Source organism: Plantactinospora sonchi, assembly GCF_036422035.1.
Classification (GTDB): Bacteria; Actinomycetota; Actinomycetes; order Mycobacteriales; family Micromonosporaceae; genus Plantactinospora; species Plantactinospora sonchi.
In genome coordinates, this window is record NZ_JAZGQK010000002.1 from 135,930 (window position 1) to 158,953 (window position 23,024).

Genomic DNA, 23,024 nt, shown 5'->3' on the forward strand with positions numbered 1-23,024 from the left:
GCCGGTCAACCCGCCGCGTCGCGGCGGGCCCGGGCCCGCCTTCGACCCTCGTGCATCGCCTGCACCCGGGGGATCGGAATGGTGTGTCCCTCCGCGACCAGATCGGCGTCCAGCCGCTGCGGCCCGGGCATCCGCTCCGCCCACGGGTCGGTGCCGTCGAGCAGGGCGGGCACGGTACGCAGGGTGAAGTCGGCCGGTGTGACGGCGCCCAGATCCGGCCAGTCCACCGGGAACGACACCGGCACCCCGGGTCGGACCCGCGGGCTGTAGGCCGCCACCACGGTCGCCCCGCCGACCCGGGTCGGATCGAGGAAGACCCGGCCGCCCCGGTCGTCCCGGATGAAGGCGGTGGTCGCCAGCGCCGGGTCGAACCGCTCCGCCCGGGCCGCGAGCGCCCGGGTCGCCGCCGCCACGTCCTCCATCGGCGTGGCCGGATCCACCGGTACGAAGATGTGCAGCCCCTTCGCCCCGCTGGTCTTGACCACCCCGGTCAGCCTGACGTCAGCCAGCGCCCGGCGGACAAGTTCAGCCGCCTGCACGACCAGCGGGAACCGGCCGCCCTCCGGCGGGTCGAGGTCGAGCACCAGATGCGTGGGGCGGCTCTGCTCACCTGCCCTGACCAGGGTCGGGTGGTACTCCACCGCGCGCTGGTTGCCGAACCACAACAACGTACGCCGGTCGTTGCAGAGCGCGTACGACACCTCGCGCCGGGAGGTCTCGGCCCAGACCGACACCGTCGACACCCACTCCGGGGTGTACCGGGGGACGTTCTTCTGCATGAACGGCGCCTGGCCACGAAGGACCCGGACCACCGACAGCGGCCGGTCCCGCAGGTGCCCGACCAGTTGCTCGTGTACGGCGTCCAGGTAGTCGACGAGGTCACGCTTGCTCGCCTCGGCGCCGTCGAAGAGCGGCTGGTCGAGATTGGTCAGCGAGACCCCGTCACGTACCTCGTCCGCAGCCGCCATCAGGTCACCCTGCCGGGGTACGGCCGCCCGGTCAACCCGACCCGGCGGACCGGTCGCGGCTCCGCCTCGCCGGGTACGTCCGCCCGGCCGGGTGGCCGGGTGGCCCGTACCGCCGGTCACCACGTCGTCGGATCGTCGAGCGCCTCCGCCGGCCGGTATCCGGCGGTCACGGCCAGGCCCTCCGGCACGGGGTGACCGCGTCCCCACGCCCCACCGAGACGTCGTGGGATTCCCGGCGTGTGGACAGCCGTGGCCCGGTTTCCCCGCCCGTCGTCCGGGTTCAGAACCCGTGGTACATCACGTGCAGGCCGACCCGGCCCAGGGTGGGATGGGCGAAGGCGCCGGGCACCGTGCCGACGACCTGGAAACCGAGCCGCCGATAGACAGCGACCGCCGGATGGTTGGACTCGGCCACGGCGTTGAACTGCATGCCCGCGTACCCGTGCTCCCGGGCCCAGTCCAGGGCGAAACGGCAGAGCGCGGTCCCCACCCCACGGCCCCGGGCCTCGGCGCCGACCATGAAGCTGGCGGTCGAGACGTGCGCGCCGGGGCCGGGCCGGTTCGTCCCCATCTTGGCGGTACCGAGGACCCGGCCGTCCTCGACGGCGACAACCGTCAGCCCCGGCGGCTTCTCCACCCAGATCGGGTACGCCTGCTCGGCGGTCATCGTCGGGTCGTAGGTGAAGGTGTCAGCGGCACGTACGACGTCGCGGACGATCGGCCACACCTGGGACCAGTCGTCCTCGGCAAACTCGCGGATCTGCACGGCGCGACGATAGACCTCCCCCGGCTCCGCCGCGAGACAAATTCCCAGCGCCGGCGTGAGCTGGCTGAGCCGCGCCGGAAGGAGCCGTGACCGCTCTCGCGGGCGTACCCGCCTGCGGTAAACCTGGTGACGTCGGTGGTCATCTCCACGACAATGGCCGACGTGGAAGAGGTCGAGGTCGTCGTCGCCCACAGCGAGCGTGCGACCCTCCGCGTCGGTGACGTGTTCCTGAAGATCGATGCAGATCAGACGCGCATCGACGTCGAGGTCGAGGCGATGGCGATGGTGCCGATCCCGACTCCGAAGGTCCTGTGGCGGAAGCCGCCCGTACTCGCGCTCGCCGCCCTCCCCGGCACGGCACTCGGCCACCTCGGTGAGCCGTCGACCGCGTCGCCGGCCGCGTGGGCCGCGGCGGGTGCCGCCGTACGGATGGTGCACGACGCCCCGCTGCCGCCGTGGCACGGTAAGAGCCTCGACGAGATCGCATCGCGCCTCGACGGCGAATGCGAGTGGCTACTCGCCAACGACGTCCTTCCCGCTGACATGGTCACCCGCAACCGCCGGATGGCCGAGACCGCGCTCCGGCCGTGGACACCGGTGTTCACCCACGGCGACCTGCAGGTCGACCACGTGTTCGTCGACGGTGACGAGGTCACCGGCGTCGTCGACTGGTCCGAGGCGTCCTGCGGCGACGCCCTGTTCGACCTCGCGATCTTGACGCTCGGACACGAGGAGCACCTCGGCGACGTCATCGCCGGCGCCGGCACCGACGTTGACCGTGACCTCATCCACGCGTGGTGGTCGTTGCGATGCCTGACCAACATCCGCTGGCTGGCCGAGCACGGTTACGGCTCGCCGGACGAGTTCCCCGAGGTCGCCGTGCTGAAATCCCGGCGGTGAGGCGGCACGAGCGACGGCTACGAGTGCCGTTCTGCCGTATCGAGCGGGCCATTTCCGGGGTCGGGGACGGCCGAGAAGAGAGATTCCGCTGGAGCAGGTGAAGGCGCACGTCACCGCAGAGTTCCGCATGACCTCGTCACGCTCGGCCTGGACCGGTCGAGCGTTCCAGCGATTCGGGCACATCACGTGCAGTCTGGATGTTTATGGACTGGCGCGCCCGGCAGGATTCGAACCTGCGACCAACTGCTTAGAAGGCAGCTGCTCTATCCGCTGAGCTACGGGCGCGTGGGGGGTGGTGTGCCTCAGCAGGCTACCGTTGCCGAGGATCACCGGTAGGACGAGGGCGTGACGTTCTGGCCTGCACATACTAGGTTTCCATGCGTGCAGTTGACGAGCACAATGTTTCTGCCGCTGCTGGTGTCGGTCGAGGACCCCCGGCTCGGCACAGAACACCTGCTCGACGACTTCAGTCCGGAACTGGCCGTCGCCTACTCGTACGGGCCGCCGTACGGTGACCGGTTTGTCGTCTGGGCCGATCTGGAGCGCCTCGAGCTCGGCCGCCGGGTGCTGCGTCGGGTGGCGCTGGACAATCTCTACCGGCTGCTGCCCAGGCTGCGGATCGAGGGGCAGCCGCCCACCCCGATGCTCTCCTTCGGCGGGCTGGAGTCCAGCGTGCTGCTCGCCGACGAGGTCTGGGCCGACCTGAGCCAGTCGGTTCCGGGTGAGCTGGTGGTCGGCGTACCGGCCCGGGACGTCGTGATCTTCACCGGATCGGAGTCGCGTCCGGGGCTGGCCAAGGTACGGCGGGCGGTGGACCGGATCTTCTTCGCCGGTGACCAGCACCTGCTCGGTCGGGACCTGCTGGTGTGGCGGAACGGTTGGTCGACGTACCTGCCGGCGGAGTCCGACTCGGCGGCGTCGGAACCGGGCCCCTGGGGGCCACCGGACGCGCCGCCGGACCGCCGGGAGCCGCCCGCGCCCAATCCGGAGCGGTCGGTGGACCCGGAGGCGGGCCGGACTGAGGGGTCGGAGCCGTACCGGGTGCCTCGGCAGCGTTCGGGTGATCCGGGGCCGACGGACTGGCCGGAGCGTTCCCCGGCCCGCCGTTCGCTAAGACGTAGGCGCAGACCCAGCGGTCCGGCCCGGTGAGGACCACCGCCGTACCGCCGGCCCGGACAGGGTGAGGTTGTTCGTCCGCCGCTCTCACGGCGGCCCGAGCAGGTCCTGACGCCACTCCGCCATAGCAGGAGAAGGCTTGATCAGGTTGTTGTCCACAGGGGGGCCGGTTGTCCACAGGGCCGGCGACGGCGGTGGCGGGTGTGACGCCCGGGCGGCCAGGCTGTCGGTCGAGTCGGCTCGGACGGTAACAACCTGGACCCTGTGGAGGGGACGATGTTCGATACGAATGTCACCATCGTCGGCAATGTACTGACGGCGCCGGAATGGCGGCGGACCAGCCAGACCGGCACGTTGGTGGCCAATTTCAAGGTTGCCTCGACCGCCCGCCGCCTCGACCGGGAGAGCGGACGCTGGGTCGACGGCAACAGCCTTCGGGTACGCGTGAACTGCTGGCGCAAGCTCGCGGAAGGGGTCGCCTCCTCGGTCATGGTGGGTGACCCGATCATCGTTGTCGGTCGGATGTACACCCGCGACTGGATCGACGACGCCGGCAACCACCGCACCATGTACGAGCTGGAGGCGGTCGCGGTAGGTCATGACCTGTCACGCGGAAGGGGACGCTTCGCCCGCAACCGGCCGACCGTCGCGACGTCGACGCTGGAGGACGCCGAGGCGGAGTCCCGGGTGCACGGCGAGGCCACCGAGCCGGTGTCGACCGACGAGGCGCCGACGCTGCCCGACGACCGGTCCTTCGACGACGACCGCGACCACCCCGGTGAGGAGTTTCCCGACGGCACACATCGCGGCCGGCCCGTCGCGCCGGGTCGGGGCTTCGCGCCGGCGCCCGGTCAGGTTGTCGGCCCGGGACAGGGCTTCGAGACCGTCACGATCCCGTCCGAGGACTTCGACGACGAGCGGTACGGCCTCGGCGACCCGGATCGGGAGATGGCCGCGGGAGACGATCCGGCCGTCGACGGGTTCGACGGCGGCGGTCAGGGCGGCTACGGAACCGACGGTGGTCGGCTGGACGTCGACGGGCCCGACGGCGGTGCGCGGGAGGCGGACGGGTCCCACGGCGACGAGGAGACGTCCCACGGCGGTGTGCGGGACGTGGACGGGAACGACCCGAAGCCGCAGGGTGGTGGCGGTGCGGACGGTGGTGGCCGTGGACGGCGTGGCAGGGGTCGAGTGCCGGTACCCGCCTGAGACCCGCCAAGGCCGGGGCCGGATTGGACCGGTCGGCTGAGTCGTCAGCGGTGGATGCCTCCCCACCGCCGCTCAGACCGACCAAGGTGGGAGGCGGGTCAGCCGACGGCACCTGCCTCCCACCGATCCGGCCACCGCTTCACGACCAGGTCAGGAGCCGCGAACCGCGCAGACCGCCATCCGATCAGGCCGGTACCCGGTCAGGGTCGCTCGTCGATTCCGACCCTTCGGATCGCTGGCCGTCAACCGGGCGTGTGCCGGCCTGGTCGGGGCGACGCTGCTGGACGAGGGCCGGGGGCGTGCCTCCAGGGGCTGGCCGTCGCCGGGGACCGAGCACCCGCATCATCGGCGTCTCGACGAAGCGGAACAGCAGTCCTGCGGCAACCAGGCTGACCAGGAGCAGCAGGATCGCGACGACTGGTCCCCACCAGCCGGAGAAGCCCCCGGTGTGGCCTGCGAAACGGAGGATGGCCTTGATCAGGAAGACATGTACCAGGTAGAACGCGAACGAGACCTCGCCGAGCCAGCGCATCGGCCGGGACCGCAGCGGGGACCAACGGCCCTGGGTGTCGGCCGCCGCCGCGCTGGTGATCACCAGGATGTATCCGAGGGCGAGCACCGTCGTCCACAACTCGGCCCGGATCCATTCCATGCAGGCCACCCAGATCAGCACGAACAGGCCGGTGGAGAGCAGCAGGTTGGGCCCCCGCCACTTGCCGCGCAGCATCAGTTCGGCGGCGGCGACCCCGATCCAGAACTCGAAGGAGCGCACGATGGGGAAGATCTGGGTGAACCACCAGCGGGTCTGCTCCGGCAGCAGTTGCTGGCCCGGCCACATCGCCAGGATGAGCAGCGGCATGCCGACGACGATGCCGTAGAGCAGCCACGACGGGGTCCGGCGGAGCAGCGGCAGCACGAACGGCAGGCAGAGATAGAAGAACATCTCGCAGGAGATCGACCAGCTGACGTTGTTGATGCTGTAGAAGTAACCGTCGACGGGGAGCCAGGCCTGCACCAGGAACAGGTTGGCGAGGGCGGCCTTCAGGTTGACCGGATCCGCCCAGTAGAGCATGAGCGCGATCACCACAGCCCAGGTGACCACGTGGTTGGGGAAGATCTTCGCGACCCGGCGACGCCAGAACGCCCGCTTCGTGTCTCCGGGCCGGGTCGACCAGACAAGCACGAATCCGCTGAGGATGAAGAAGAACTGCACGCCGGAGAGGCCGAGGGTGAACACCCAGTCCACGATCCTGCGATAGTCCGGTTCGGCGACGATCTGCATGGTCCCGATGTGGAAGCCGAAGACCAGCATCGCGGCGATCCAGCGCAGGCCGGTCAACGAGGGCAGTCGGCTCAGCGGCCCGGTCGCTGTCGGGCTGGGTGCCGGAGCCGGGACCGATGTGGTGCTGGTCATCCGAGTCTCCCGGCGACCACCGCGATGACCAGCACTTACGCCTCCTGTTGGCCAGAGTGTGTCGATATGCGCACATGCGTCCCGTCGGTCCGGCACTGCCCAGCGACGTCCACAGGTCAGTTCGCGACCCTATCCGGTACGGCTCCCGAAGGTCGTGGCCCCGCTCACTGTTCCGTTCCACGGACCCGACCCGGGACCGTCACCCCCGGCCTCGCTCGGCGGGGCGCCGGATCGCGGCGACTAGGCTTCCGCCGGGAGGTGGTCACGTGCGGCCCGAGATCATCAGTACCCTGTCGGTGACGCGCCGTCCGGGCGCTCCGGCGCCGACCTGGTTGAGCGACGCGACGGCGAACGCCGCCGGGCTCGCCGTCGGCTACGCCCTGGACGCGCTGATCGGCGACCCGCGCCGAGGTCATCCGGTCGCCGGATTCGGTCAGTTCGCGGGCGCGCTGGAACGGCGGCTCTACCGACCCGACCGTACGGCCGGAGTCGGCTACGCGGCGCTGGCGGTCGGCGTACCGGTGCTTCTCGGCGGGGCCGCCGCGCTCGCGACCCGCAACCGCCCCCTGGCCAGGGCCGCCCTGGTCGCCGCCGGCACCTGGACCGTGCTCGGTGGCCGGACGTTGCGCCACGAGGCGGCGGCGATGAGCCGGGCGCTGGGTACGGCCGATCTGCCGGCCGCCCGCCGTCGGCTCAACCACCTCTGCGGGCGGGACCCCTCCGCGCTCGACGAGTCCGAGCTGGCCCGGGCCACAGTCGAGTCGGTCGCCGAGAACACCTCCGACGCGGTGGTCGCACCACTGCTCTGGGGTGCGGTGGCAGGGCTGCCGGGGCTGCTCGGCTACCGGGCGGCCAACACCCTGGACGCGATGGTGGGCCACCGCTCCGCCCGCTACGCCCGGTTCGGCACCGCCGCCGCCCGGCTGGACGACCTGCTCAACCTGCTGCCGTCCCGGCTGACCGGCCTGCTCACCGTCGCCGCCGCGCCGCTGGTCCGCGGTGACCGCTCCCAAGCCTGGCGGATCTGGCGCCGAGACCGGCGGGACCATCCCAGCCCCAACGCCGGGCAGTGCGAGGCGGCGATGGCCGGCGCCCTCGGCGTCCGGCTCGGCGGCCGCAACATCTACTTCGGACGCTCCGAGGTCCGGCCGTTCCTCGGCGACGGTCCCCGACCCGAGGCCCGGCACATCGACCGGGCGGCGAGGCTCTCCGGCGGAGTCGGGCTGGCCGCGCTCTGCCTCGCGGTGACGTACGCGGTGACCGGCCGCCCTCGTCGCGCCGTCGCCCGTCGGCTCGTCGGCCGACTGGGGACCGTACGCCGTCGCCCGTCGGCGCACCCGTCGGTTGTCGAGCGGACGTGAGCGGCGGTCTGCTGGTCGCGGGGACGACCTCCGACGCGGGTAAGAGCGTGCTGACCGCCGGCATCTGCCGTTGGCTGCACCGACGGGGTGTGACGGTCGCCCCGTTCAAGGCACAGAACATGTCCAACAACTCGGCGGTGGTGATCGGGCCCGACGGACGCGCCGGTGAGATCGGCCGGGCGCAGGCGATGCAGGCCGCCGCCTGCGGCGTCGCGGCGGACCTGCGGTTCAACCCGGTGCTGCTCAAGCCGGGCAGCGACCGGTCGAGCCAGGTGATCCTGCTCGGCGAGGCGGTCGACACGATCACCGCCGGCAACTTCCGGTCGCTGCGCCCACGGCTCGCCGAAGCGGCCTTCGCGGCGCTGGCCGAGCTACGCACCGAGTACGACGTGGTGGTCTGTGAGGGTGCCGGCAGCCCTGCCGAGATCAACCTGCGGGACGCCGACTACACCAACATGGGGCTGGCCCGGCAGGCACGACTGCCGACGATCGTGGTCGGTGACATCGACCGGGGCGGGGTCTTCGCCTCGATGTTCGGCACGCTCGCGCTGCTCGACGCCGCCGACCAGGCACTCGTCGCCGGATATGTGATCAACAAGTTCCGGGGTGACCTCGGCCTGCTCCGGCCGGGCGTGGAGATGCTGACCCAGCTCACCGGACGGCCGACGTACGGGGTGCTGCCGTGGCACGTCGACCTGTGGCTGGACGCCGAGGATTCGCTCGCCTACGGTCAGGTGCTCGGCCGGCCGGCCCCACCGAGAGGCAGCGACTGGCTGGACGTGGCGGTCGTCCGGCTGCCCCGCATCTCGAACGCCACCGACGTCGAGGCACTCGCCACCGAGCCGGGCGTCCGGGTCCGGCTGACCGTCGAGCCGGCCGAGATCGCCGCCGCCGATGTTGTCGTACTGCCGGGCAGCAAGTCGACGGTGGCGGACCTGGAGTGGCTGCGTCGTACCGGACTGGCCGAAGCCGTGCGGTCGCACGTCGCCGCCGGGCGGCCGCTGCTCGGGATCTGCGGCGGGTTCCAGATGCTGGCCCGCAGCATCACCGACGAGGTGGAGAGCGGGCGCGGCCAGGTTCCCGGCCTCGGACTGCTGCCCATCGAGATCACCTTCGGCCGGCACAAGACCGTGGCCCGGTCGGCGGGCACGGCGGGCACACCACTCGGTCCGGTGCCGGTGCGCGGCTACGAGATCCACCACGGGTACGTCTCCGCCGCCGACCCGGCACCGGCACCGCTGCTCCACCACCTGGACGGCCGGCCGGAAGGCGCGGTGGCCGGCAACGTCTTCGGCACCCACTGGCACGGCACGTTCTCCTCGGACGAGTTCCGTCGGCGGTTCCTCGTCGAGGCGGCCCGGCTCGCCGGCCGACACGGCTTCCAGGTCGCCCCCGAGACCTCCTTCGCCGCCGCCCGGGAGCGGACCCTCGACCTGCTCGGCGACCTCGTCGAGGAACACCTCGACACCACGGCACTGTGGCGGCTCATCGAGCGGGGCGCGCCGGCCGGACTCCCGTTCGTGCCGCCCGGGGCGCCGGTCGCGCACGCGTCCGTCATCGGCGCGACGTCGGCCAGATGAGCGGTGCGGTGCAGTCGTACGCCGAGTTGGCCGCGTTGATCCTCGGCCGGCCGGCGCGGCTCGGGCGTACCCGACTTGTCGCGGTCGACGGACCGAGCGGGGCGGGAAAGACGGTTTTCGCCGAGCGGCTGGCCGCCGCGCTCCGGCCGCTGGTCACCTCGGTGCCCGGGGACCGGCCGGCGGACCCGGTGCCGGTGCTGCACACCGACGACCTGCTCGACGGCTGGGCGGACCAGTTCACGTTCTGGCCCCGACTCGACGAATGGGTACTGGCGCCGCTGCGGGCCGGCCGTCCAGCCCGTTACCGACGGTACGACTGGACGGCCGAACGGTTCGAGCAGCACTGGATCCCCGTGCCACCCGTACCGGTGGTGGTCCTGGAGGGTGTCTCCAGCGCGCGTGCCGCGATCGCCGCCGAGCTGACCTTCGCGGTTTTTGTCACCGCCCCGGCCGGACTGCGCCGCGACCGCGCGCTGGCCCGCGACGGTGCGGACCTGCTCCCGCAGCTCTCCTGCTGGTGGGAGGGGGAGCGGAGCCACTTCGCCGCGGACCGGACCGCCGAGCGGGTCGACCTGGTGGTGGACGGCGCCGCCGCCCCGGCCCACGACGGGACCGGCCGGTTCGTCCGGCTGCGCTGACGGCTCGCGGCCCGGGTCGAGGTTCCCGGGCAGGCTGGCGGAGGTCCGGAACCCGGTCGACGTCGGATCGATCAACGTGCACCCATGGACGGATCCGGGAGCCTGCGGGACGATCGGCAGGACAGTCCCACCCACGGCGAGCGGGGGCCCCGATGACAACAGACGGTACGGGTGGCGCCCCGGCCCGACGGCGGGTCGCGCTCACCGGCATCAGCTCCCGGGCGTGGGAGCACCCGGCCGATCGCGGGGCGCTGACCGCGCTGCGCGAGCTGCGGGGCTTCGACGACGTGGTCAAGGCGTTCTTCGGGATGTGGAACGAGCGGGCGTTCCGCCTCTCCTACCTGGCCGCTGCCATCCGGGTCGACCATCGGCAGTATCCACGGATCCACCGGCTGTACGCGGAGGCCGGCGCGGCGCTGGACGTGCCCGCCCTGCCGGAACTCTTCGTCACGCAGTCGCCGTGGCTGACCGCCGAGGCGATCGGGCTGGACCGCCCGTTCATCGTCATCAGTTCGGCCTGCGCGCAGCAGTTCGACGACGACGAGCTGCGGTGCCTGCTCGGTCACGAACTCGGCCACGTGGGGAGCGGGCACGCCGTCTACAAGACGATCCTGAGCATCCTCACCCGGTGGGCGGCCAACCTGAGCTGGCTGCCGGTCGGTGCCCTGGCGCTCCGGGCCATCATCGCCGCGATGCTGGAGTGGTGGCGCAAGGCGGAGCTGTCCGGGGACCGGGCCGGGCTGCTCGCCGGGCAGGATCCGGGGGCGGCGCTACGGCTGCTGATGAAGCTGGCCGGCGGCGGTGACCTGTCACAGATCGACACCACCGCGTTCCTGGAACAGGCGACCGAGTACGACGGCGGCGGTGACCTGCGGGACAGCCTGCACAAGATCCGGATGACCGCGTGGAGCACCCATCCGGTCCCGGTGGCCCGAGCCGCGGACCTGCGGCGGTGGATCGACTCCGGCGAGTACGCCCGACTGCTCGACGGTGAGTACCCGCGACGTGAGGACGACGGCCTGACGTCGGTCTCCGCCGAGATCAAGGCGGCGGCCGAGTCGTACCGGGAGGCTTTCGGACGCTCGCAGGATCCACTGGTCGGACTGCTGCGTCGACTCGGCGACGGTGCGAGTGATCTCGGCGAGTGGGCCGGTGGGGGTGCCACCCGGGCCCGGTCCTGGATGAGCGCGGCGGGTGACGCGGCGACCCGGGCCGCCGGACGGACCCGCCGATCCGGCAGAGGCGACGCCAGCGCCGGCTCCGACGGTGCGGACGACGACGGAACCGATCCGCGGGGGCGTTGAGGAGATCAGCGCGGCGGACCCTCGCTGGCGGGCCGACGCGACCCCGATTCGGGTCCGGCTCCGGATCTGCCTGGTCGCGGCGCCTACGATCATGAACATGAGCGAAGCTACCCGTACCGAATCCGAACTTCGTGCCGCCATCGAACGCGAACTGCCCGGCGTACGGGCGGATCTGGAGCGTCTGGTCCGGATCCCCGGCATCGCCTTCGACGGCTTTGACCACTCACACGTGGAGCGCTCCGCCGAAGCGGTCGCCGAGCTGCTGCGCGGCTGTTCGCTGGACGTGCGGGTGGTGCGGTCCGGCAACGGACAGCCGGCGGTGATCGGCAGGCGGCCGGCGCCTCCCGGTGCGCCGACGGTGCTGCTGTACGCGCACCACGACGTGCAACCGGTCGGTGACCTGTCGCTGTGGCAGAGCGAGCCGTTCGAGCCGGTCGAACGCGACGGCCGGCTCTACGGCCGGGGCGCGGCGGACGACAAGGCCGGGGTGATGGCCCACGTCGCCGCCCTGCGGGCCTTCGGAGACGCGCTGCCGGTCGGCGTGGTGCTGTTCATCGAGGGCGAGGAGGAGTACGGCTCCGAGTCGCTGGAACGGCTGCTCGTCGAGTACCGGGACGAGATCGCCGCCGACGTGATCGTGATCGCCGACTCGGGTAACTGGGACATCGGCGTACCGGCGCTGACGACGTCGCTGCGCGGCATCGTGAACTGCTTCGTCGAGGTCCGCACCCTCGACCAGGCGGTGCACAGCGGGATGTTCGGCGGCGCGGTTCCGGACGCGCTCACCACGCTCTGCCGGCTGCTGGCGACCCTGCACGACTCCGCCGGGGACGTCGCGGTGCCGGGACTCGTCAGCGCGCCCGGCGCGACGGTCGACTACCCGGAGGACCGGCTGCGTGCCGAGGCCGGCATGCTCGACGGGGTCTCGTTCATCGGCACCGGTCGGCTCACCGACCGGTTCTGGAACAAGCCGGCGATCTCGGTGATCGGTCTGGACGCCCCGCCGACCGGGGAGGCGCCGAACGCGCTGGTGCCGGCGGCGAAGGCGAAGCTGAGCGTACGGTTGGCGCCGGGCGACAACGCCGCGAAGGCGTACGCCGCGTTGACCGAGCACCTCCGCCGGTCCGCCCCGTTCGGCGCCTCGGTCACCGTGACCCTGGAGCACGACGGCGAGCCGTGCGTGATCGACGCGTCCGGTCCGATGTTCGACGCGGCCCGGGACGCCTTCCGGACCGCCTGGGACGGTGTCGACCCGGTCGACATCGGCGTCGGCGGCTCGATCCCGTTCATCGCCACGTTCCAGGAGATGTTCCCGCAGGCCGCGATCCTGGTGACCGGGGTGGAGGACCCGCACGCCCGGGCTCACGGGCCGAACGAGAGCCTGCACCTGGGGGAGTTCGCCCGGGTCTGCCTGGCCGAGGCGCTGCTGCTGGCCAAGGTCGCGGAGGCGTCCGCGGCGCGTTGACCGCGCGGGCCGGGGGTCCGACAGCGCTTCGACACCCCACCGTCCGGTCCGGGACCCGGCCGGGCGTCGGGCGGGACCGGAACCATGGGTACGACGTTCGTGGTCGCGGCTGCCGTCGGGACCGGGTAGGGGTACTCACAGCAGGGGCGGGACCGGAGGTACCGGTCCCGCCCCTGCTGCCCGCGCTGTGGGTCGCTGCCCTGGCGCCGCGGAGCGCCCTTGTCGGTTACTCGTCCGCGGTGACCCGGCGGCGTCGGACCAACAGCAGGAGCAGCACTCCGAGCACCACCGCGCCGGCGCCGAGTGCACCGGTCGGGCCCGGGCGGGCACCGGTGATCGGCAGTTCCCCGCCGGCACCGCCGGGCTCGTTGATCACGATTCGTGCGGTGTTGTTCCCGGTGTTCGGCTCCGTCGAGAATCCGTTGGCACGTACCGTGATCGTCCCGTTGGTGCCGGGCGCCGACTTGATCTTCACGCGGACGGTCGCGGAGACCGTGCCGCTACCGGACGCCTCGGCCGGCCAGACGTCGGCGTTGGTGCTGCACTCCACCGCGGCCAGTTCGGTGGCCGGCCGGCCCTGGTCGTCCAGGAACTCGCACCACTTGCTCGGCAGCAGCACGGTGCCACTCGGTGCGACGATCCGCCACAGGGCCCTACCGTCGGACGGTCCACGGTTGGTGATCGTGTACGGGATCTCGACCGTGTCACCCACCGCACCGGTCACCGAGGTCGTCGCGCCGACGAAGTCGTAGGTGTTGGCCTTGGACCAGATGGTGAACTCGGCGACCGGCTTGAGGTCGTCGACGTTGTCCGGCCAGGGATCGTCCCGGGCGGCGCGTGAGGTCTCCGCGCGGGCCGGCAACACGGTGACCCGTTCGGCCAGGGGCGAGGGGTCTCCGGTGGCCTTCGCCCGCGCCTGGGGCAGTACCGCCGCGTCGTCCTCGCCGACCTCGAACGAGCCGGAGAACCGTGTCGGCCCGGGCAGGTTCTTTCCGAAGACGGCGTTGAACAGCGCCTGGTCGGTCTCCCGGTCGGCGAGCACCAGGCCCTCTCCGGGCTTGAGGGCCAGCGGCAGCACACAGGTCACGCTGGTCGCGTCGTAGACGTACCCGGCGGGTGGCGTGCCGGGACGGTCGCCCTCGTAGACGCACTCCTCGTACCGCTCGGCGAAGGTCGCGCCGGAGGGCACGGTGGCGGTCACCCGGACGTTCTGCGCCTCGGTGATGCCCCGGTTGACTACCACGGCGCGCAGCGGCCGGGTGTCCCCGGGGCCGATCCGTTCCTGCTCCGAGCCCACGTCCTCGGCCTCGACCACCAGATCCGGGTCGGGCAGGATCTCGATGTCGAGGGGCAGCATGATGCTCGCCGGAGTGCCGTCGGGGCCGGTGCCGGCGAGGGTGACGCTGATGGAGCCGCCCGTGCCCGGTCGCGCGTTGGGGCGACTGGTGAGGACGATCTGCTCGACCAGATCGCGCTGGCCGGGAGCGAGGTCGCCATGTTGGCAGACGGCGCGCTTTCCGGTGAGCTGACAGCCCTCCGCGGTCTCCGTGAGCGAGACGAGGACGTCGTCGGTGAGTTGGTCGCCGTTGTAGGTGACCGTGACACCGGTGGCGGCGGCATCGCCGTCGTTGGCGAGGTTGATGCCCATCGTGACGCCGGATTCGTGGATGTGGGGCGCGACGGCGCTGGTCAGCCACAGCGTGGGCTGGGCCGGTGCGGTGGGCTGAGCCGGTGCGGCGTACGCCGGGCTGGGAACGGCGGTGAGCGCGAGCGCTGTGAGGGCCGCCGCGGCGCCCGCGCCCACCCGGTTACGGATGTGGCGGGTGGCGGGATGCATGGTCTTCGCGTCCTTCTCTCTGCTGGCCGCGTCGTCCGGCTGGTCGCCTGTCGCCGACGGATCGTCCCGTCGCGGCGGAGCGCGTCGGTGCTGATCGGGTCGGTGTCGATCGCGTCGGTCGACGGCGGCCGAGGGGACCGGGGGATGGGATGGCGCTACCCGGAAGATAGCCGATGCCGCACAGCCTCCGAAGACCCGTGGGAGAAACCGGAGAAAGCGCCCGCGTTGCCCGCCCGGGCGGTAAGGTCTCGAACATGAGTACGAACGAGGCGATCGCGCGGCTCGACGCCGCGGTCAGTGCGCTGCGGGACGTCGACGTCTCCGCGTGGTCCGAGGAGACGCTCCGCGAGCGGCTCGGCGAACTGTCCACTGTTCTCTGCGCGCTCGACGCCGCGCTCTCCCGGGTCGCCGACGGCGTACGGGCCCGGGGCCTGCGGATCGAGGAGCCGGTCTCCGCCTAGCCGTCCGCCTAGCTGTCCGGCGAGCCAGCCACCGGCGGGCCGCTGTCCGGAGGCTGGCGATCGGTGGACTGCTCATCGGGAGCTGGCCACCGGCGGACGGTTGTCCGGAGGCCGGCGACCGGCGGGCTGCTGATCGGGGGACTGCTCTTCGCGCGGCTCGGCCGGTTGTGTCGGTGGTGGCTGCCAGGATGGAGCCGTGCGCTTTGTTGACCTGGCCGCCACCTCTGCCGCCGTCGCCGCGACCTCCGCCCGGCGTGCCAAGGTCGAGCTGCTCGCCGGGGCGCTGCGTGGCCTCGGGCCGGACGAGATCGCCGCCGGGTCGGCGTACCTCGCCGGCGAACTGCGGCAGCGGCAGACCGGGGTCGGCTACGCCAGCCTGCGCGAACTGCCGCCACCAGCCGAACAGCCGACCCTGACCGTGGCGGCCGTCGACGCCGCCGTCGGCGCGTTGGCCGAGGTGCGGGGCCCGGGTTCCCAGGCCCGGCGCCGCGAGCTGCTCGGGGGGCTGTTCGCCGCCGCCACCGTCGACGAGCGTCGGATGCTGCTCGGCCTGTTCAGCGGTGAGCTGCGGCAGGGCGCCCAGGCGGGGCTGCTGGTCGAGGCGATCGCCCGGGCCGCCGAGGTGCCGCTGCCGATGGTCCGGCGGGCGCTGCTGCTCGCCGGTGACCTCAAGACGGTGGCGGTGGCCGCGCTGACCGGCGGGCCGGGGGCGTTGACCGGGTTCGCGCTGCAGGTCGGCCGGCCGCTCTCCCCGATGCTCGCGCAGAGCGCCACGTCGGTCGAGGAGGCCCTGTCCACGATCGGGTTGCCTGCGGTCGTCGACGTCAAACTGGACGGCATCCGCATCCAGGTGCACCGCTCCGGCGACGACATCGCCGTCTTCACCCGCAGCCTCGACGAGATCACCTCACGGGTGCCGGAGGTGGTCGCGGCGGTGCGCACGCTGCCCGCCCGGGAGCTGGTGCTCGACGGTGAGGCGATCGCGCTCGACCCGTCAGGGCGGCCCCGGCCGTTCCAGGAGACCGCCAGCCGGGCCGCGACCCGGGGCGCCCGGCGTGGTGTCCGGGCCGAACTGTCCGGAGCCGACCGGCGCGACCCGGCCGGCGGTGGAGACGGCGAGCCCGGAGGCACCCGCAGCTTCGGCGCCGCGCCGGCCGAGGTGCCCGAGGCCGGTTCGGCACGCGGCGCGGCGACGCCGACCGACATCTCCGAGCTGCCCCGGATCGGCACCTCCGGGGCGTCACCAGCGGCCATTCCCGGGCCGGACCGACCGCCCGGCGCCGCGCCCTCGGTGCTCGCCGCCGCCAGCACCAGCGGTACGACGCTGCTCACGCCGTACTTCTTCGACCTGCTCCACCTCGACGGGACGGACCTGCTCGACGCGCCGACGCACCAGCGCTGGGAGGCGTTGGCCCGGACGGTCGCACCGGCACACCTGATCCCGCGCAGCGAGGTCGAATCCGTCGAGCAGGCGTCGGAGGCGTTCGCCGCCGCGCTCGACGCCGGCCACGAGGGCATCGTGGTCAAGGCGCCGAACGCACCGTACGACGCCGGTCGGCGGGGCTCGGCGTGGATCAAGGTCAAGCCGAGGCACACCCTCGACCTGGTCGTGCTCGCCGTCGAGTGGGGCAGCGGGCGGCGTACCGGCTGGTTGTCGAATCTGCACCTGGGCGCCCGCGACCCTGAGCACGGGGGTTTCGTGATGCTCGGCAAGACGTTCAAGGGGCTCACCGACGAGCTGCTGCGCTGGCAGACGGAACGCTTCCAGGAACTGGCCGTGGAGCGGGGCGACTGGGTCGTCCGGGTCCGCCCCGAGCAGGTGGTGGAGATCGCCTTCGACGGGGTGCAGACCAGTCCGCGCTATCCCGGCGGGGTGGCGCTGCGCTTCGCCCGGGTGGTGCGCTACCGCGACGACAAGACCGCCGCCGAGGCGGACACCATCGACACCGTACGGGCCATCCACGCCGGGCACCGGCCGTAGCGACCGGGCCGGCACCAGTCACCCGTCGAGGTCGCCGCCACCGGCCGGGTCGAACGGGCACTGCCCGAGCCCGTCGTCGGTGCCACAGCTGATCGGGGCACTCGCCCCGGACCAGCAGTACGCCGTCCCGTCGACCTTGTTCAACGGCTGGAAGTACGCGGCGTACCCGGTCACCCGCTGACCGGCCGCGGACAGCCCGGCGACGCCCTCCGGTCGGGTCACCGTCGCCAGACCGTCGGCGTCGGTGGTGGCGTGGAACAGTGCCTCGCCGGCCGCGTGGTCCGGGCCGACCACCGTGACGGCCAGCTTCACGGTGACCCCGGCGAGCGGCTCGCCGGCCGCGCCCAGCCGGGCGTTGACCGTGAGCGGCGCGTCGAGCCGGTGCACCTCGACCGGCCACACCTGCAGAGCCGTCTCGGTACAGCCGCGCGCGCACCCGACCACCGGACCGAGCAGCCCACCGACCAGTACGGCGACCAGCCCGACCCGGGCGCCCGCGCCGGTCACGCCGGACCGGCCGTTCCGTGCTGCCCGAGGTATCCGGCCAGCACCTCGGTGTGGGTGGAGAAGGCGAGTTCGGCCGGCTCGGTGAGGACCAGCCACTCGGTGGACTCGGCGGTCGGCGTCGAGACGGGCAGCGTGTCGGCGTCCTGTGCCGGCAGCACACCGAAGATCATGATCGTGCCGCCGGACGGGGCACTGTGCACGTCGAACAGCCGTACCGCCGACGCCTCGCCGACCAGACCGGTCTCCTCGCGGAGTTCCCGGACGAGGGCGTCACGCCAGTCCTCGCCGTACTCGATGAAACCGCCGGGAAGCGCGAGCAGTCCGCGGCCGGGCTCGATGTCCCGGCGCTGCACCACCACACCGGTCCGACCCGGGCCGACCCGGACCGGGAGGATCGCCACCGCGACCGGCGCGGGGTTGCGCCAACTGGTCTGACCACAGCTCGCGCAGGACCGGGGCCACCCGACCCCACTCGGGTACGTCGTGCCGCAGTACGAGCAGTGCGAGTGGAGGACGCCGGTCACGTCGCCCGACGATACCGGGACCGACCGGTGGGCGCGGCCCGCCCGGCTGCGGCCGACGGTCCGGAGTACGACGACGGCGGGGTGAGAGCCGAGCGGGCCGGAGGATGGTGCCGGATACTCTTCGGAACCCTGCCCGGGAGTTCCGGCCCGGGCGGCGGGATCGTGCACGGGTCGATCGCGGACGAACGGATCGCCGGTCGACCGTACGGATGGACAACGGACGGATCGGAGGAGTGAACGTGTCGAATGTCGACGCCATGCAGGACCACTGGTGGTGGCGGCCGGGCTGGCGGGTGGGCCGGCACTACTACGCCTGTCACTTCGACATGGGCCGGCATCCGGAGCTGGTTCGCCTGGTCGGGCGCTACCAGGAGGCGATCGCCGGCTTCGCCGGCCTCGATCTCATTCCGCACCGCTGGCTGCACCTGACGACCCAGGGCGTCGGCTTCATGGACGACCTGACCGCCGAGTCGGTCGACGGGCTCGTCCGGACCGTCGGCAAGCGGTTGGCGGAGGTACCCGCGCCGGTGGTCACCTTCCACCGGCCGACCGTGCGAGGCGAGGCGATCTACCTGCTGGCGACCCCGGCCGAGCCGGTGACCGAGGTACGGACCGCCGTCCGGGCCGCCATCGGGGAGGCGTTCGGCGAGGACCGGGTCGAACGGGCCGTGGAGGGCGCGTCAGGGTTCCGGCCACACGTGAGCATCGCGTACTCGAACCGTGAGCAGCCGGCGGCGCCGATCGCGGAGGCGCTGGACCGGGTGGTGACCGAGCCGGTGACGGTCACGCTCGACCAGATCGAACTACTCGAGTACCACCGGGACGAGCGGATGTACGAGTGGACCAGCGCCCGCCCGCTGACGATCGGCCGGTAGCGCCCCCCGGGGACCGCGTACCCGGCGCGCGTTCCGTCCGGCCGAGCGGGACAGGCGTCGTCGACGGGACAGGAACCGTCAACGGACAGGAATCGTCGACGGGACAAGGTGGCCCGTTTGACCAGCATTTTTCTGGTTTCGGCGTTCAGACCGTCGGGTAGCAGGTCCAGCATCGTCGACGACAGGCAGGCCGTCGACACGGTCAGGTCGTCCCGGTCGTCGGCACCGTCGGGTGCGTCGACCAGTACGTGGGGCGGCCGTCCCAGACGCCGAGGAGGCCCGAATGTCCACCGATGCCATCGTGCTGTTGAAAGAGGATCACAAGGAGATCCGCAAGCTGTTCAAGGCGTTCCAGGACGTCGGCGAGGGCGCCACCAAGCGCAAGGGTGAGCTCGTCGAGCAGATCCTGGAGGCGCTCACCGTGCACACGTACATCGAGAACGAGTGCATGTACCCGGCTACCCGGGAACTCCTGCCCGACCTGGAGGACGACGTCCTGGAGTCGTACGAGGAACACCACGTCGCCGACGTGCTCTGCGCCGAGCTGGCCGCGATGAGCCCGGACGACGAGCGTTTCGACGCGAAGGTGACCGTGCTGATCGAGAACGTCACCCACCACATCGAGGAGGAGGAGGACGAGTGGTTCCCGAAGGTCCGGGAGGGGCTGGGGCGTAAGAAGCTGCAGGAGATCGGTGAGCGGATGATCGAACTCCGGAAGAACGCACCGCGTAAGCCGAGCGAGCCGGGCGCACTGCGCAAGGCCGTGCACGCGATGACGGCCTGAGCCCGCGCGACGTCGACGGACCGCCGTCCGCCAGCCGGTGACCTGACGGGGCCGTGCCGGCCCGCCGGTGACCTGTCCGACAGGGTCGTGCCCCGCCGTAGCTCGGCGATCGCGACGGTCGCTGACTGTCGTCGCGGATGACGATCATCGGAGTTGGGCAGATGATGGTCCTGTGACGGTGAGGGGGGCGGTGGTCCGGATCGGTTGGCTCCGACTCGTCGCCGACCGGCTCCGCCAGAACTGGCTTCCGGCGGTCGAGGCCACGGTGGCGGCCACCCTCGCCTGGGCGGTCGCCACCACGGTGCTCGACCATCCCGAGCCGTTCTTCGCGCCGGCCGCCGCGCTGATCGTGCTGGGGCAGGCCCGGGGTCAGCGGATCCGCCGGGCGGTCGAGGTGATCCTCGGGGTCGCGGCCGGGGTGCTCGTCGCGGACCTCGTCGTCCAGGGCCTCGGCCGGACCAGTTGGACGGTTTTTGTTGTTGTGCTGCTCACCGTCGCTGTGGTCGCGGCGTTCGGGGCGAGCAGCGTCACCATGGTCCAGGCGACGGTCTCCGCGCTGTATCTGGTGGTGGTCCCGCCGCCGGGTGGCAGCCTCGTGCCGTTCCGGTTCGTCGACGCACTGATCGGCGGCGTGGTGGCGCTCGCGGTGAGCCAGCTGGTCGGCGCCCGGCGTCCGCTCGCCCCGCTGGTCGCCGAGTCGCGCCGGACCTTCGGCACGATCGCGGAGCTGTTGACCGAGATCACCGAGGCACTCCGGCGCGGGGACGAGACCGCCGCCCTGGCCGCGCTGGACCGGGCGCGACAGCTCGACGCCGTCGTCGACCAGCTGCGTACGGCGGTGCAGGCCGCTGGAGAGACGCTGCGCCTGCACGTACGGCGACGCCACCACCTCGGACGGGTGCACGCGCTGGACGCGTCGAGCCGCCAGATCGACTACGCGGTACGCAACGTCCGGGTGCTGGCCCGGGCCGGGGTGGCGCTGACCCGACAGCCGGCGCAGAGCCCGCCGGAGCTGGTCGCCGCCCTCCGTTCGCTGACCGAGGCGGTACGCGCCGCCGGTGCGGCGCTCGCCGCTGACCTGGGCGGGCAGGACGAGGCCGCCGACGGGTACGTCGCGCGGACCGAGGCAGCCGCGGTCGACGCGGTACGCACCGCCGGTCGGCTGCTGACCCGACAGCCGCAGCCGCCACTTCCGCTGATCATGATCGTGGGGCAGATCAGGGCGACCGCCATCGACCTGCTCCGTGGTGTGGGCGAGGAGGACATCACCGCACTGAACCGGGTCGACGAGGCGCTCGGGCTGCCCCCGCTGTAGCGGGGCCGGGCAGCCGTCCTGTCAACCCGGCTGGCGTTCCGGTCGGCGCTGATCGCCGGTCATCACCGGCCCTCGTCAGCGGCGCGCCGGGCCGTTGGCAGTGGCTGACGTCGGCTGTTCGACGTTGGAGTGGTGACGGAGGGCCAGCAGGGCCACGTCGTCGGCGGGCTGCTCGATGCCGAGCCTGGTCATGATCGTTGCGCAGACCGCCTCCGCGGTGCCCGGGCTGATCGCGGCGCGAAGCCGGTCGAACCCGACGTCGATCAACTCGTTGCGGCGTTCGATGAGACCGTCGGTGTAGCAGACCATGGTCGCGTCCTGCGGGAAGTTGACCACGGTGGTGCAGCGCGGTCTCGGGCGGCCGATGCCGAGCGGCAGGTCCACCGGCAGGTTCAGCGGGTGGACGGTGCCTCCCGGCTCGGCGAGCATCGGTGGCAGATGCCCGGCCAGCGAGATGTGGATCTCGTCTCGGGTCGGACTGACCATGGCGTACAGCACGGTGGCGAGGTTGCCGGCTTCGAAGTGCTGGATCTTCTGGTCGAGCCGGGTCAGGGCGTCGGCGGGGTCGTTGCATTCCAGGGCGTAGGCGCGGAGCGCGCTGCGTAGCCGTCCCATCACCACGGCGGCACGTAACCCGTGTCCGGAGACGTCGCCGATGACGATGCCGAGCCACTTCGAGGGCAGGAGGAAGACGTCGTACCAGTCGCCGCCGATGCCGGTGTGGTGGCCGGGAACGTACCGGGCGGCGATGTCCACGCCGGCTACCTCGGGCAGGCGGGTGGGGAGCAGGCTTCGCTGCAGGGCGAGCGCGGCGGTCCGGTCGATGTTGCCGACCCGGGCCTGGCTGGCCAGGCTCACGCGGTCGGCCACCAGACGGAGCAGGCTCACGTCGTCCGGGGTGAACCGGCGTGGGCTGAGCGTCCCGACGTGGAGCACGCCGACCAGGTCGCTCCCGGCGAGCATCGGCACCCCGAGCATGGACCGGACGCCCTTGTCCCGGAGGACCGGCGTCGGTACCTCGGCGGGGTCGACCTGCTCGGACATGACCGGTTGCCGCTGCTGGGCGACGCGGCCGGCCAGGCCGTGGTCGAGTGGAATCCGGTAGCCCTGCCGGACCTCCTCCTCGATGCCCTTGGTCGCACTGATCACGAGTTGCTGTGCGTGTTCGTCGAGCATCAGGATGGCGGCGGTGTCTGCCGACAGGAGTTGTCGGACCCGGCCGAGAAGCTCGTCGATGAGCCCGTCCACGTCGAGTCCTGACAGCGCCGAGTCGGTCACCGCCTCTATCCGTCGGAGCCGTTCGTCGGCTCCGGAGCCATCTGCCTCGATCACGCCGTGAAGCGTAGCCTGTGTGGTGGCGGGCCGGTGCTGATCAAGGCGTCGTTTCCTCTGTCTGACGCGTCCGCCTTGTCGGACTTGGAGGGATTGGCCTTGCGAACGGTGTGTCCGGGTCTTATTCTTCCCGGGCCGCTCGAACTCCCACGGCGGCGCCAACGTGTGACCGGGGTTTCGGCGCAGAGTCTCGGGTACCTTCCATCACAGCACTGGGCCGTTTCTCCGGAAGGGACTGCCGTGGCTGGGCATTCCTCCAACAATCCGTCGCCGTACGAGCTGGGGCGATTACTTGTTGTGGCGCACTTCGACGTCGACCGGTTCGCCGAGGTACGTCGTGAGGTGGATGCCGCCGCCCGGGAGTGCGGGCTGGACCCGGAGAAGGTGCTCGACTTCGTGGCCGCGGTCAACGAGGTGATGACCAACGCGATCCGGCACGGCGGCGGACGGGGCGAGTTGCGGCTCTGGGAGACCGACCAGCTGATGTGTGAGGTCCGGGACCACGGCACCGGCTTCCCGGCCGCCCGTTACCTGGAGCGCGTCGAGCCGCCGACACCGTCCCCGACCGGCGGCATGGGGCTGTGGATCGCCCAGCGGACCAGCGACGGGATGACTGTCGACAGCGGTCCGGGCGGCACCACGGTTCGGATCAGCGCGCAGCTTCGGCCCTTCGGCGGCTGACCACCG

21 protein-coding genes and 1 tRNA gene are annotated in these 23,024 nt (G+C 72.0%); 14 read left to right on the forward strand and 8 right to left on the reverse strand.

Annotated features, from left to right (window positions below):
• Positions 1–5: 5 nt before the first annotated feature.
• Together V1633_RS02810 and V1633_RS02815 are read right to left on the reverse strand one after the other, a co-directional pair.
• On the reverse strand, positions 6–968 hold the full coding sequence (locus V1633_RS02810; RefSeq protein WP_331212533.1) for a DNA polymerase domain-containing protein: 963 nt from the start codon (positions 966–968) through the stop codon (positions 6–8).
• Between the two features lie 280 nt (positions 969–1,248).
• Positions 1,249–1,734: a GNAT family N-acetyltransferase gene (locus tag V1633_RS02815; RefSeq protein WP_331212534.1), complete on the reverse strand. Its 486-nt coding sequence runs from the start codon at positions 1,732–1,734 to the stop codon at positions 1,249–1,251.
• Between the two features lie 153 nt (positions 1,735–1,887).
• Between V1633_RS02815 and V1633_RS02820 the strand changes: the two genes are divergently transcribed.
• Complete coding sequence (locus V1633_RS02820; protein ID WP_331212659.1) at positions 1,888–2,634, forward strand: aminoglycoside phosphotransferase family protein; 747 nt, start codon at positions 1,888–1,890, stop codon at positions 2,632–2,634.
• Between the two features lie 209 nt (positions 2,635–2,843).
• On the opposite strand, the gene V1633_RS02825 is transcribed toward V1633_RS02820, so the two are convergent.
• Positions 2,844–2,919, reverse strand: a tRNA-Arg gene (locus V1633_RS02825).
• 96 nt (positions 2,920–3,015) lie between these two features.
• Here V1633_RS02825 and V1633_RS02830 point away from each other — a divergent pair.
• Positions 3,016–3,783: a hypothetical protein gene (locus tag V1633_RS02830; protein WP_331212535.1), complete on the forward strand. Its 768-nt coding sequence runs from the start codon at positions 3,016–3,018 to the stop codon at positions 3,781–3,783.
• Positions 3,784–4,026: 243 nt separating this feature from the next.
• Positions 4,027–4,959: a single-stranded DNA-binding protein gene (locus V1633_RS02835; protein WP_331212536.1), complete on the forward strand. Its 933-nt coding sequence runs from the start codon at positions 4,027–4,029 to the stop codon at positions 4,957–4,959.
• Positions 4,960–5,143: 184 nt separating this feature from the next.
• On the opposite strand, the gene V1633_RS02840 is transcribed toward V1633_RS02835, so the two are convergent.
• Positions 5,144–6,373, reverse strand: coding sequence for an acyltransferase family protein (locus tag V1633_RS02840; protein ID WP_331212537.1), 1,230 nt, complete (start codon positions 6,371–6,373; stop codon positions 5,144–5,146).
• A gap of 332 nt (positions 6,374–6,705) precedes the next feature.
• Here V1633_RS02840 and V1633_RS02845 point away from each other — a divergent pair, with 332 nt between their 5' ends.
• The 5 genes from V1633_RS02845 to V1633_RS02865 all read left to right on the forward strand — a co-directional run bounded on the left by V1633_RS02845 (position 6,706) and on the right by V1633_RS02865 (position 12,721).
• Positions 6,706–7,734, forward strand: a complete 1,029-nt coding sequence (locus V1633_RS02845) for a cobalamin biosynthesis protein (RefSeq protein ID WP_331212660.1) — start codon at positions 6,706–6,708, stop codon at positions 7,732–7,734.
• The gene (locus tag V1633_RS02850) at positions 7,731–9,314 is read left to right on the forward strand and encodes a cobyric acid synthase (protein ID WP_331212538.1); all 1,584 of its coding nucleotides are present in this window, start codon (positions 7,731–7,733) and stop codon (positions 9,312–9,314) included. The genes V1633_RS02845 and V1633_RS02850 overlap by 4 nt, the downstream gene beginning before the upstream one ends.
• Positions 9,311–9,952 (forward strand): uridine kinase family protein, encoded by a 642-nt coding sequence (locus V1633_RS02855; protein WP_407951949.1) that lies wholly within the window; start codon positions 9,311–9,313, stop codon positions 9,950–9,952. The genes V1633_RS02850 and V1633_RS02855 overlap by 4 nt, the downstream gene beginning before the upstream one ends.
• A 152-nt stretch (positions 9,953–10,104) precedes the next feature.
• Positions 10,105–11,256, forward strand: a complete 1,152-nt coding sequence (locus V1633_RS02860) for a M48 family metallopeptidase (RefSeq protein ID WP_331212539.1) — start codon at positions 10,105–10,107, stop codon at positions 11,254–11,256.
• Positions 11,257–11,353: 97 nt separating this feature from the next.
• Positions 11,354–12,721, forward strand: a complete 1,368-nt coding sequence (locus V1633_RS02865) for a dipeptidase (protein WP_331212540.1) — start codon at positions 11,354–11,356, stop codon at positions 12,719–12,721.
• Positions 12,722–12,947: 226 nt separating this feature from the next.
• Here V1633_RS02865 and V1633_RS02870 read toward each other — a convergent pair whose 3' ends face one another.
• The gene (locus V1633_RS02870; RefSeq protein ID WP_331212541.1) at positions 12,948–14,558 is read right to left on the reverse strand and encodes a COG1361 family protein; all 1,611 of its coding nucleotides are present in this window, start codon (positions 14,556–14,558) and stop codon (positions 12,948–12,950) included.
• Between the two features lie 254 nt (positions 14,559–14,812).
• Between V1633_RS02870 and V1633_RS02875 the strand changes: the two genes are divergently transcribed.
• Together V1633_RS02875 and V1633_RS02880 are read left to right on the forward strand one after the other, a co-directional pair.
• Entirely contained in the window at positions 14,813–15,019 is a 207-nt protein-coding gene (locus V1633_RS02875) for a hypothetical protein (RefSeq protein WP_331212542.1), read from the forward strand.
• A 196-nt stretch (positions 15,020–15,215) separates the two neighbouring features.
• Positions 15,216–17,000, forward strand: a complete 1,785-nt coding sequence (locus tag V1633_RS02880; RefSeq protein WP_331212543.1) for an ATP-dependent DNA ligase — start codon at positions 15,216–15,218, stop codon at positions 16,998–17,000.
• An 18-nt stretch (positions 17,001–17,018) separates the two neighbouring features.
• On the opposite strand, the gene V1633_RS02885 is transcribed toward V1633_RS02880, so the two are convergent.
• The gene (locus V1633_RS02885; RefSeq protein WP_331212544.1) at positions 17,019–17,507 is read right to left on the reverse strand and encodes a hypothetical protein; all 489 of its coding nucleotides are present in this window, start codon (positions 17,505–17,507) and stop codon (positions 17,019–17,021) included.
• Positions 17,504–18,031 (reverse strand): NUDIX domain-containing protein, encoded by a 528-nt coding sequence (locus tag V1633_RS02890; RefSeq protein WP_331212545.1) that lies wholly within the window; start codon positions 18,029–18,031, stop codon positions 17,504–17,506. The genes V1633_RS02885 and V1633_RS02890 overlap by 4 nt, the downstream gene beginning before the upstream one ends.
• Before the next feature lie 239 nt (positions 18,032–18,270).
• Between V1633_RS02890 and V1633_RS02895 the strand changes: the two genes are divergently transcribed.
• The 3 genes from V1633_RS02895 (at position 18,271) to V1633_RS02905 (ending at position 21,005) form a co-directional block, all read left to right on the forward strand.
• Positions 18,271–18,906 (forward strand): 2'-5' RNA ligase family protein, encoded by a 636-nt coding sequence (locus tag V1633_RS02895; protein ID WP_331212546.1) that lies wholly within the window; start codon positions 18,271–18,273, stop codon positions 18,904–18,906.
• 283 nt (positions 18,907–19,189) lie between these two features.
• Positions 19,190–19,690 (forward strand): hemerythrin domain-containing protein, encoded by a 501-nt coding sequence (locus V1633_RS02900; RefSeq protein WP_331212547.1) that lies wholly within the window; start codon positions 19,190–19,192, stop codon positions 19,688–19,690.
• 172 nt (positions 19,691–19,862) lie between these two features.
• Positions 19,863–21,005 carry an FUSC family protein gene (locus V1633_RS02905; RefSeq protein ID WP_331212548.1) on the forward strand — a complete coding sequence of 381 codons (1,143 nt, stop codon included), beginning with the start codon at positions 19,863–19,865 and terminating at the stop codon, positions 21,003–21,005.
• Between the two features lie 75 nt (positions 21,006–21,080).
• Here the strand turns inward: V1633_RS02905 and V1633_RS02910 are convergent, their stop codons facing one another.
• Complete coding sequence (locus tag V1633_RS02910; RefSeq protein ID WP_331212549.1) at positions 21,081–22,337, reverse strand: PP2C family protein-serine/threonine phosphatase; 1,257 nt, start codon at positions 22,335–22,337, stop codon at positions 21,081–21,083.
• A gap of 297 nt (positions 22,338–22,634) precedes the next feature.
• On the opposite strand from V1633_RS02910, the gene V1633_RS02915 reads away from it, so the two are divergent.
• Positions 22,635–23,018 (forward strand): ATP-binding protein, encoded by a 384-nt coding sequence (locus V1633_RS02915; RefSeq protein ID WP_331212550.1) that lies wholly within the window; start codon positions 22,635–22,637, stop codon positions 23,016–23,018.
• The last annotated feature ends 6 nt before the right edge of the window (positions 23,019–23,024 follow it).

Bases quoted from the DNA above. Each gene is read 5' to 3' on its own strand.
- V1633_RS02860 (WP_331212539.1), top strand. From the start codon at position 10,105: ATGACAACAGACGGTACGGGTGGCGCCCCGGCCCGACGGCGGGTCGCG.
- V1633_RS02900 (WP_331212547.1), top strand. From the start codon at position 19,190: ATGTCCACCGATGCCATCGTGCTGTTGAAAGAGGATCACAAGGAGATC.
- V1633_RS02865 (WP_331212540.1), top strand. From the start codon at position 11,354: ATGAGCGAAGCTACCCGTACCGAATCCGAACTTCGTGCCGCCATCGAA.
- V1633_RS02855 (WP_407951949.1), top strand. From the start codon at position 9,311: ATGAGCGGTGCGGTGCAGTCGTACGCCGAGTTGGCCGCGTTGATCCTC.
- V1633_RS02840 (WP_331212537.1), bottom strand. From the start codon at position 6,373: ATGACCAGCACCACATCGGTCCCGGCTCCGGCACCCAGCCCGACAGCG.
- V1633_RS02810 (WP_331212533.1), bottom strand. From the start codon at position 968: ATGGCGGCTGCGGACGAGGTACGTGACGGGGTCTCGCTGACCAATCTC.
- V1633_RS02870 (WP_331212541.1), bottom strand. From the start codon at position 14,558: ATGCATCCCGCCACCCGCCACATCCGTAACCGGGTGGGCGCGGGCGCC.
- V1633_RS02835 (WP_331212536.1), top strand. From the start codon at position 4,027: ATGTTCGATACGAATGTCACCATCGTCGGCAATGTACTGACGGCGCCG.
- V1633_RS02820 (WP_331212659.1), top strand. From the start codon at position 1,888: ATGGCCGACGTGGAAGAGGTCGAGGTCGTCGTCGCCCACAGCGAGCGT.
- V1633_RS02875 (WP_331212542.1), top strand. From the start codon at position 14,813: ATGAGTACGAACGAGGCGATCGCGCGGCTCGACGCCGCGGTCAGTGCG.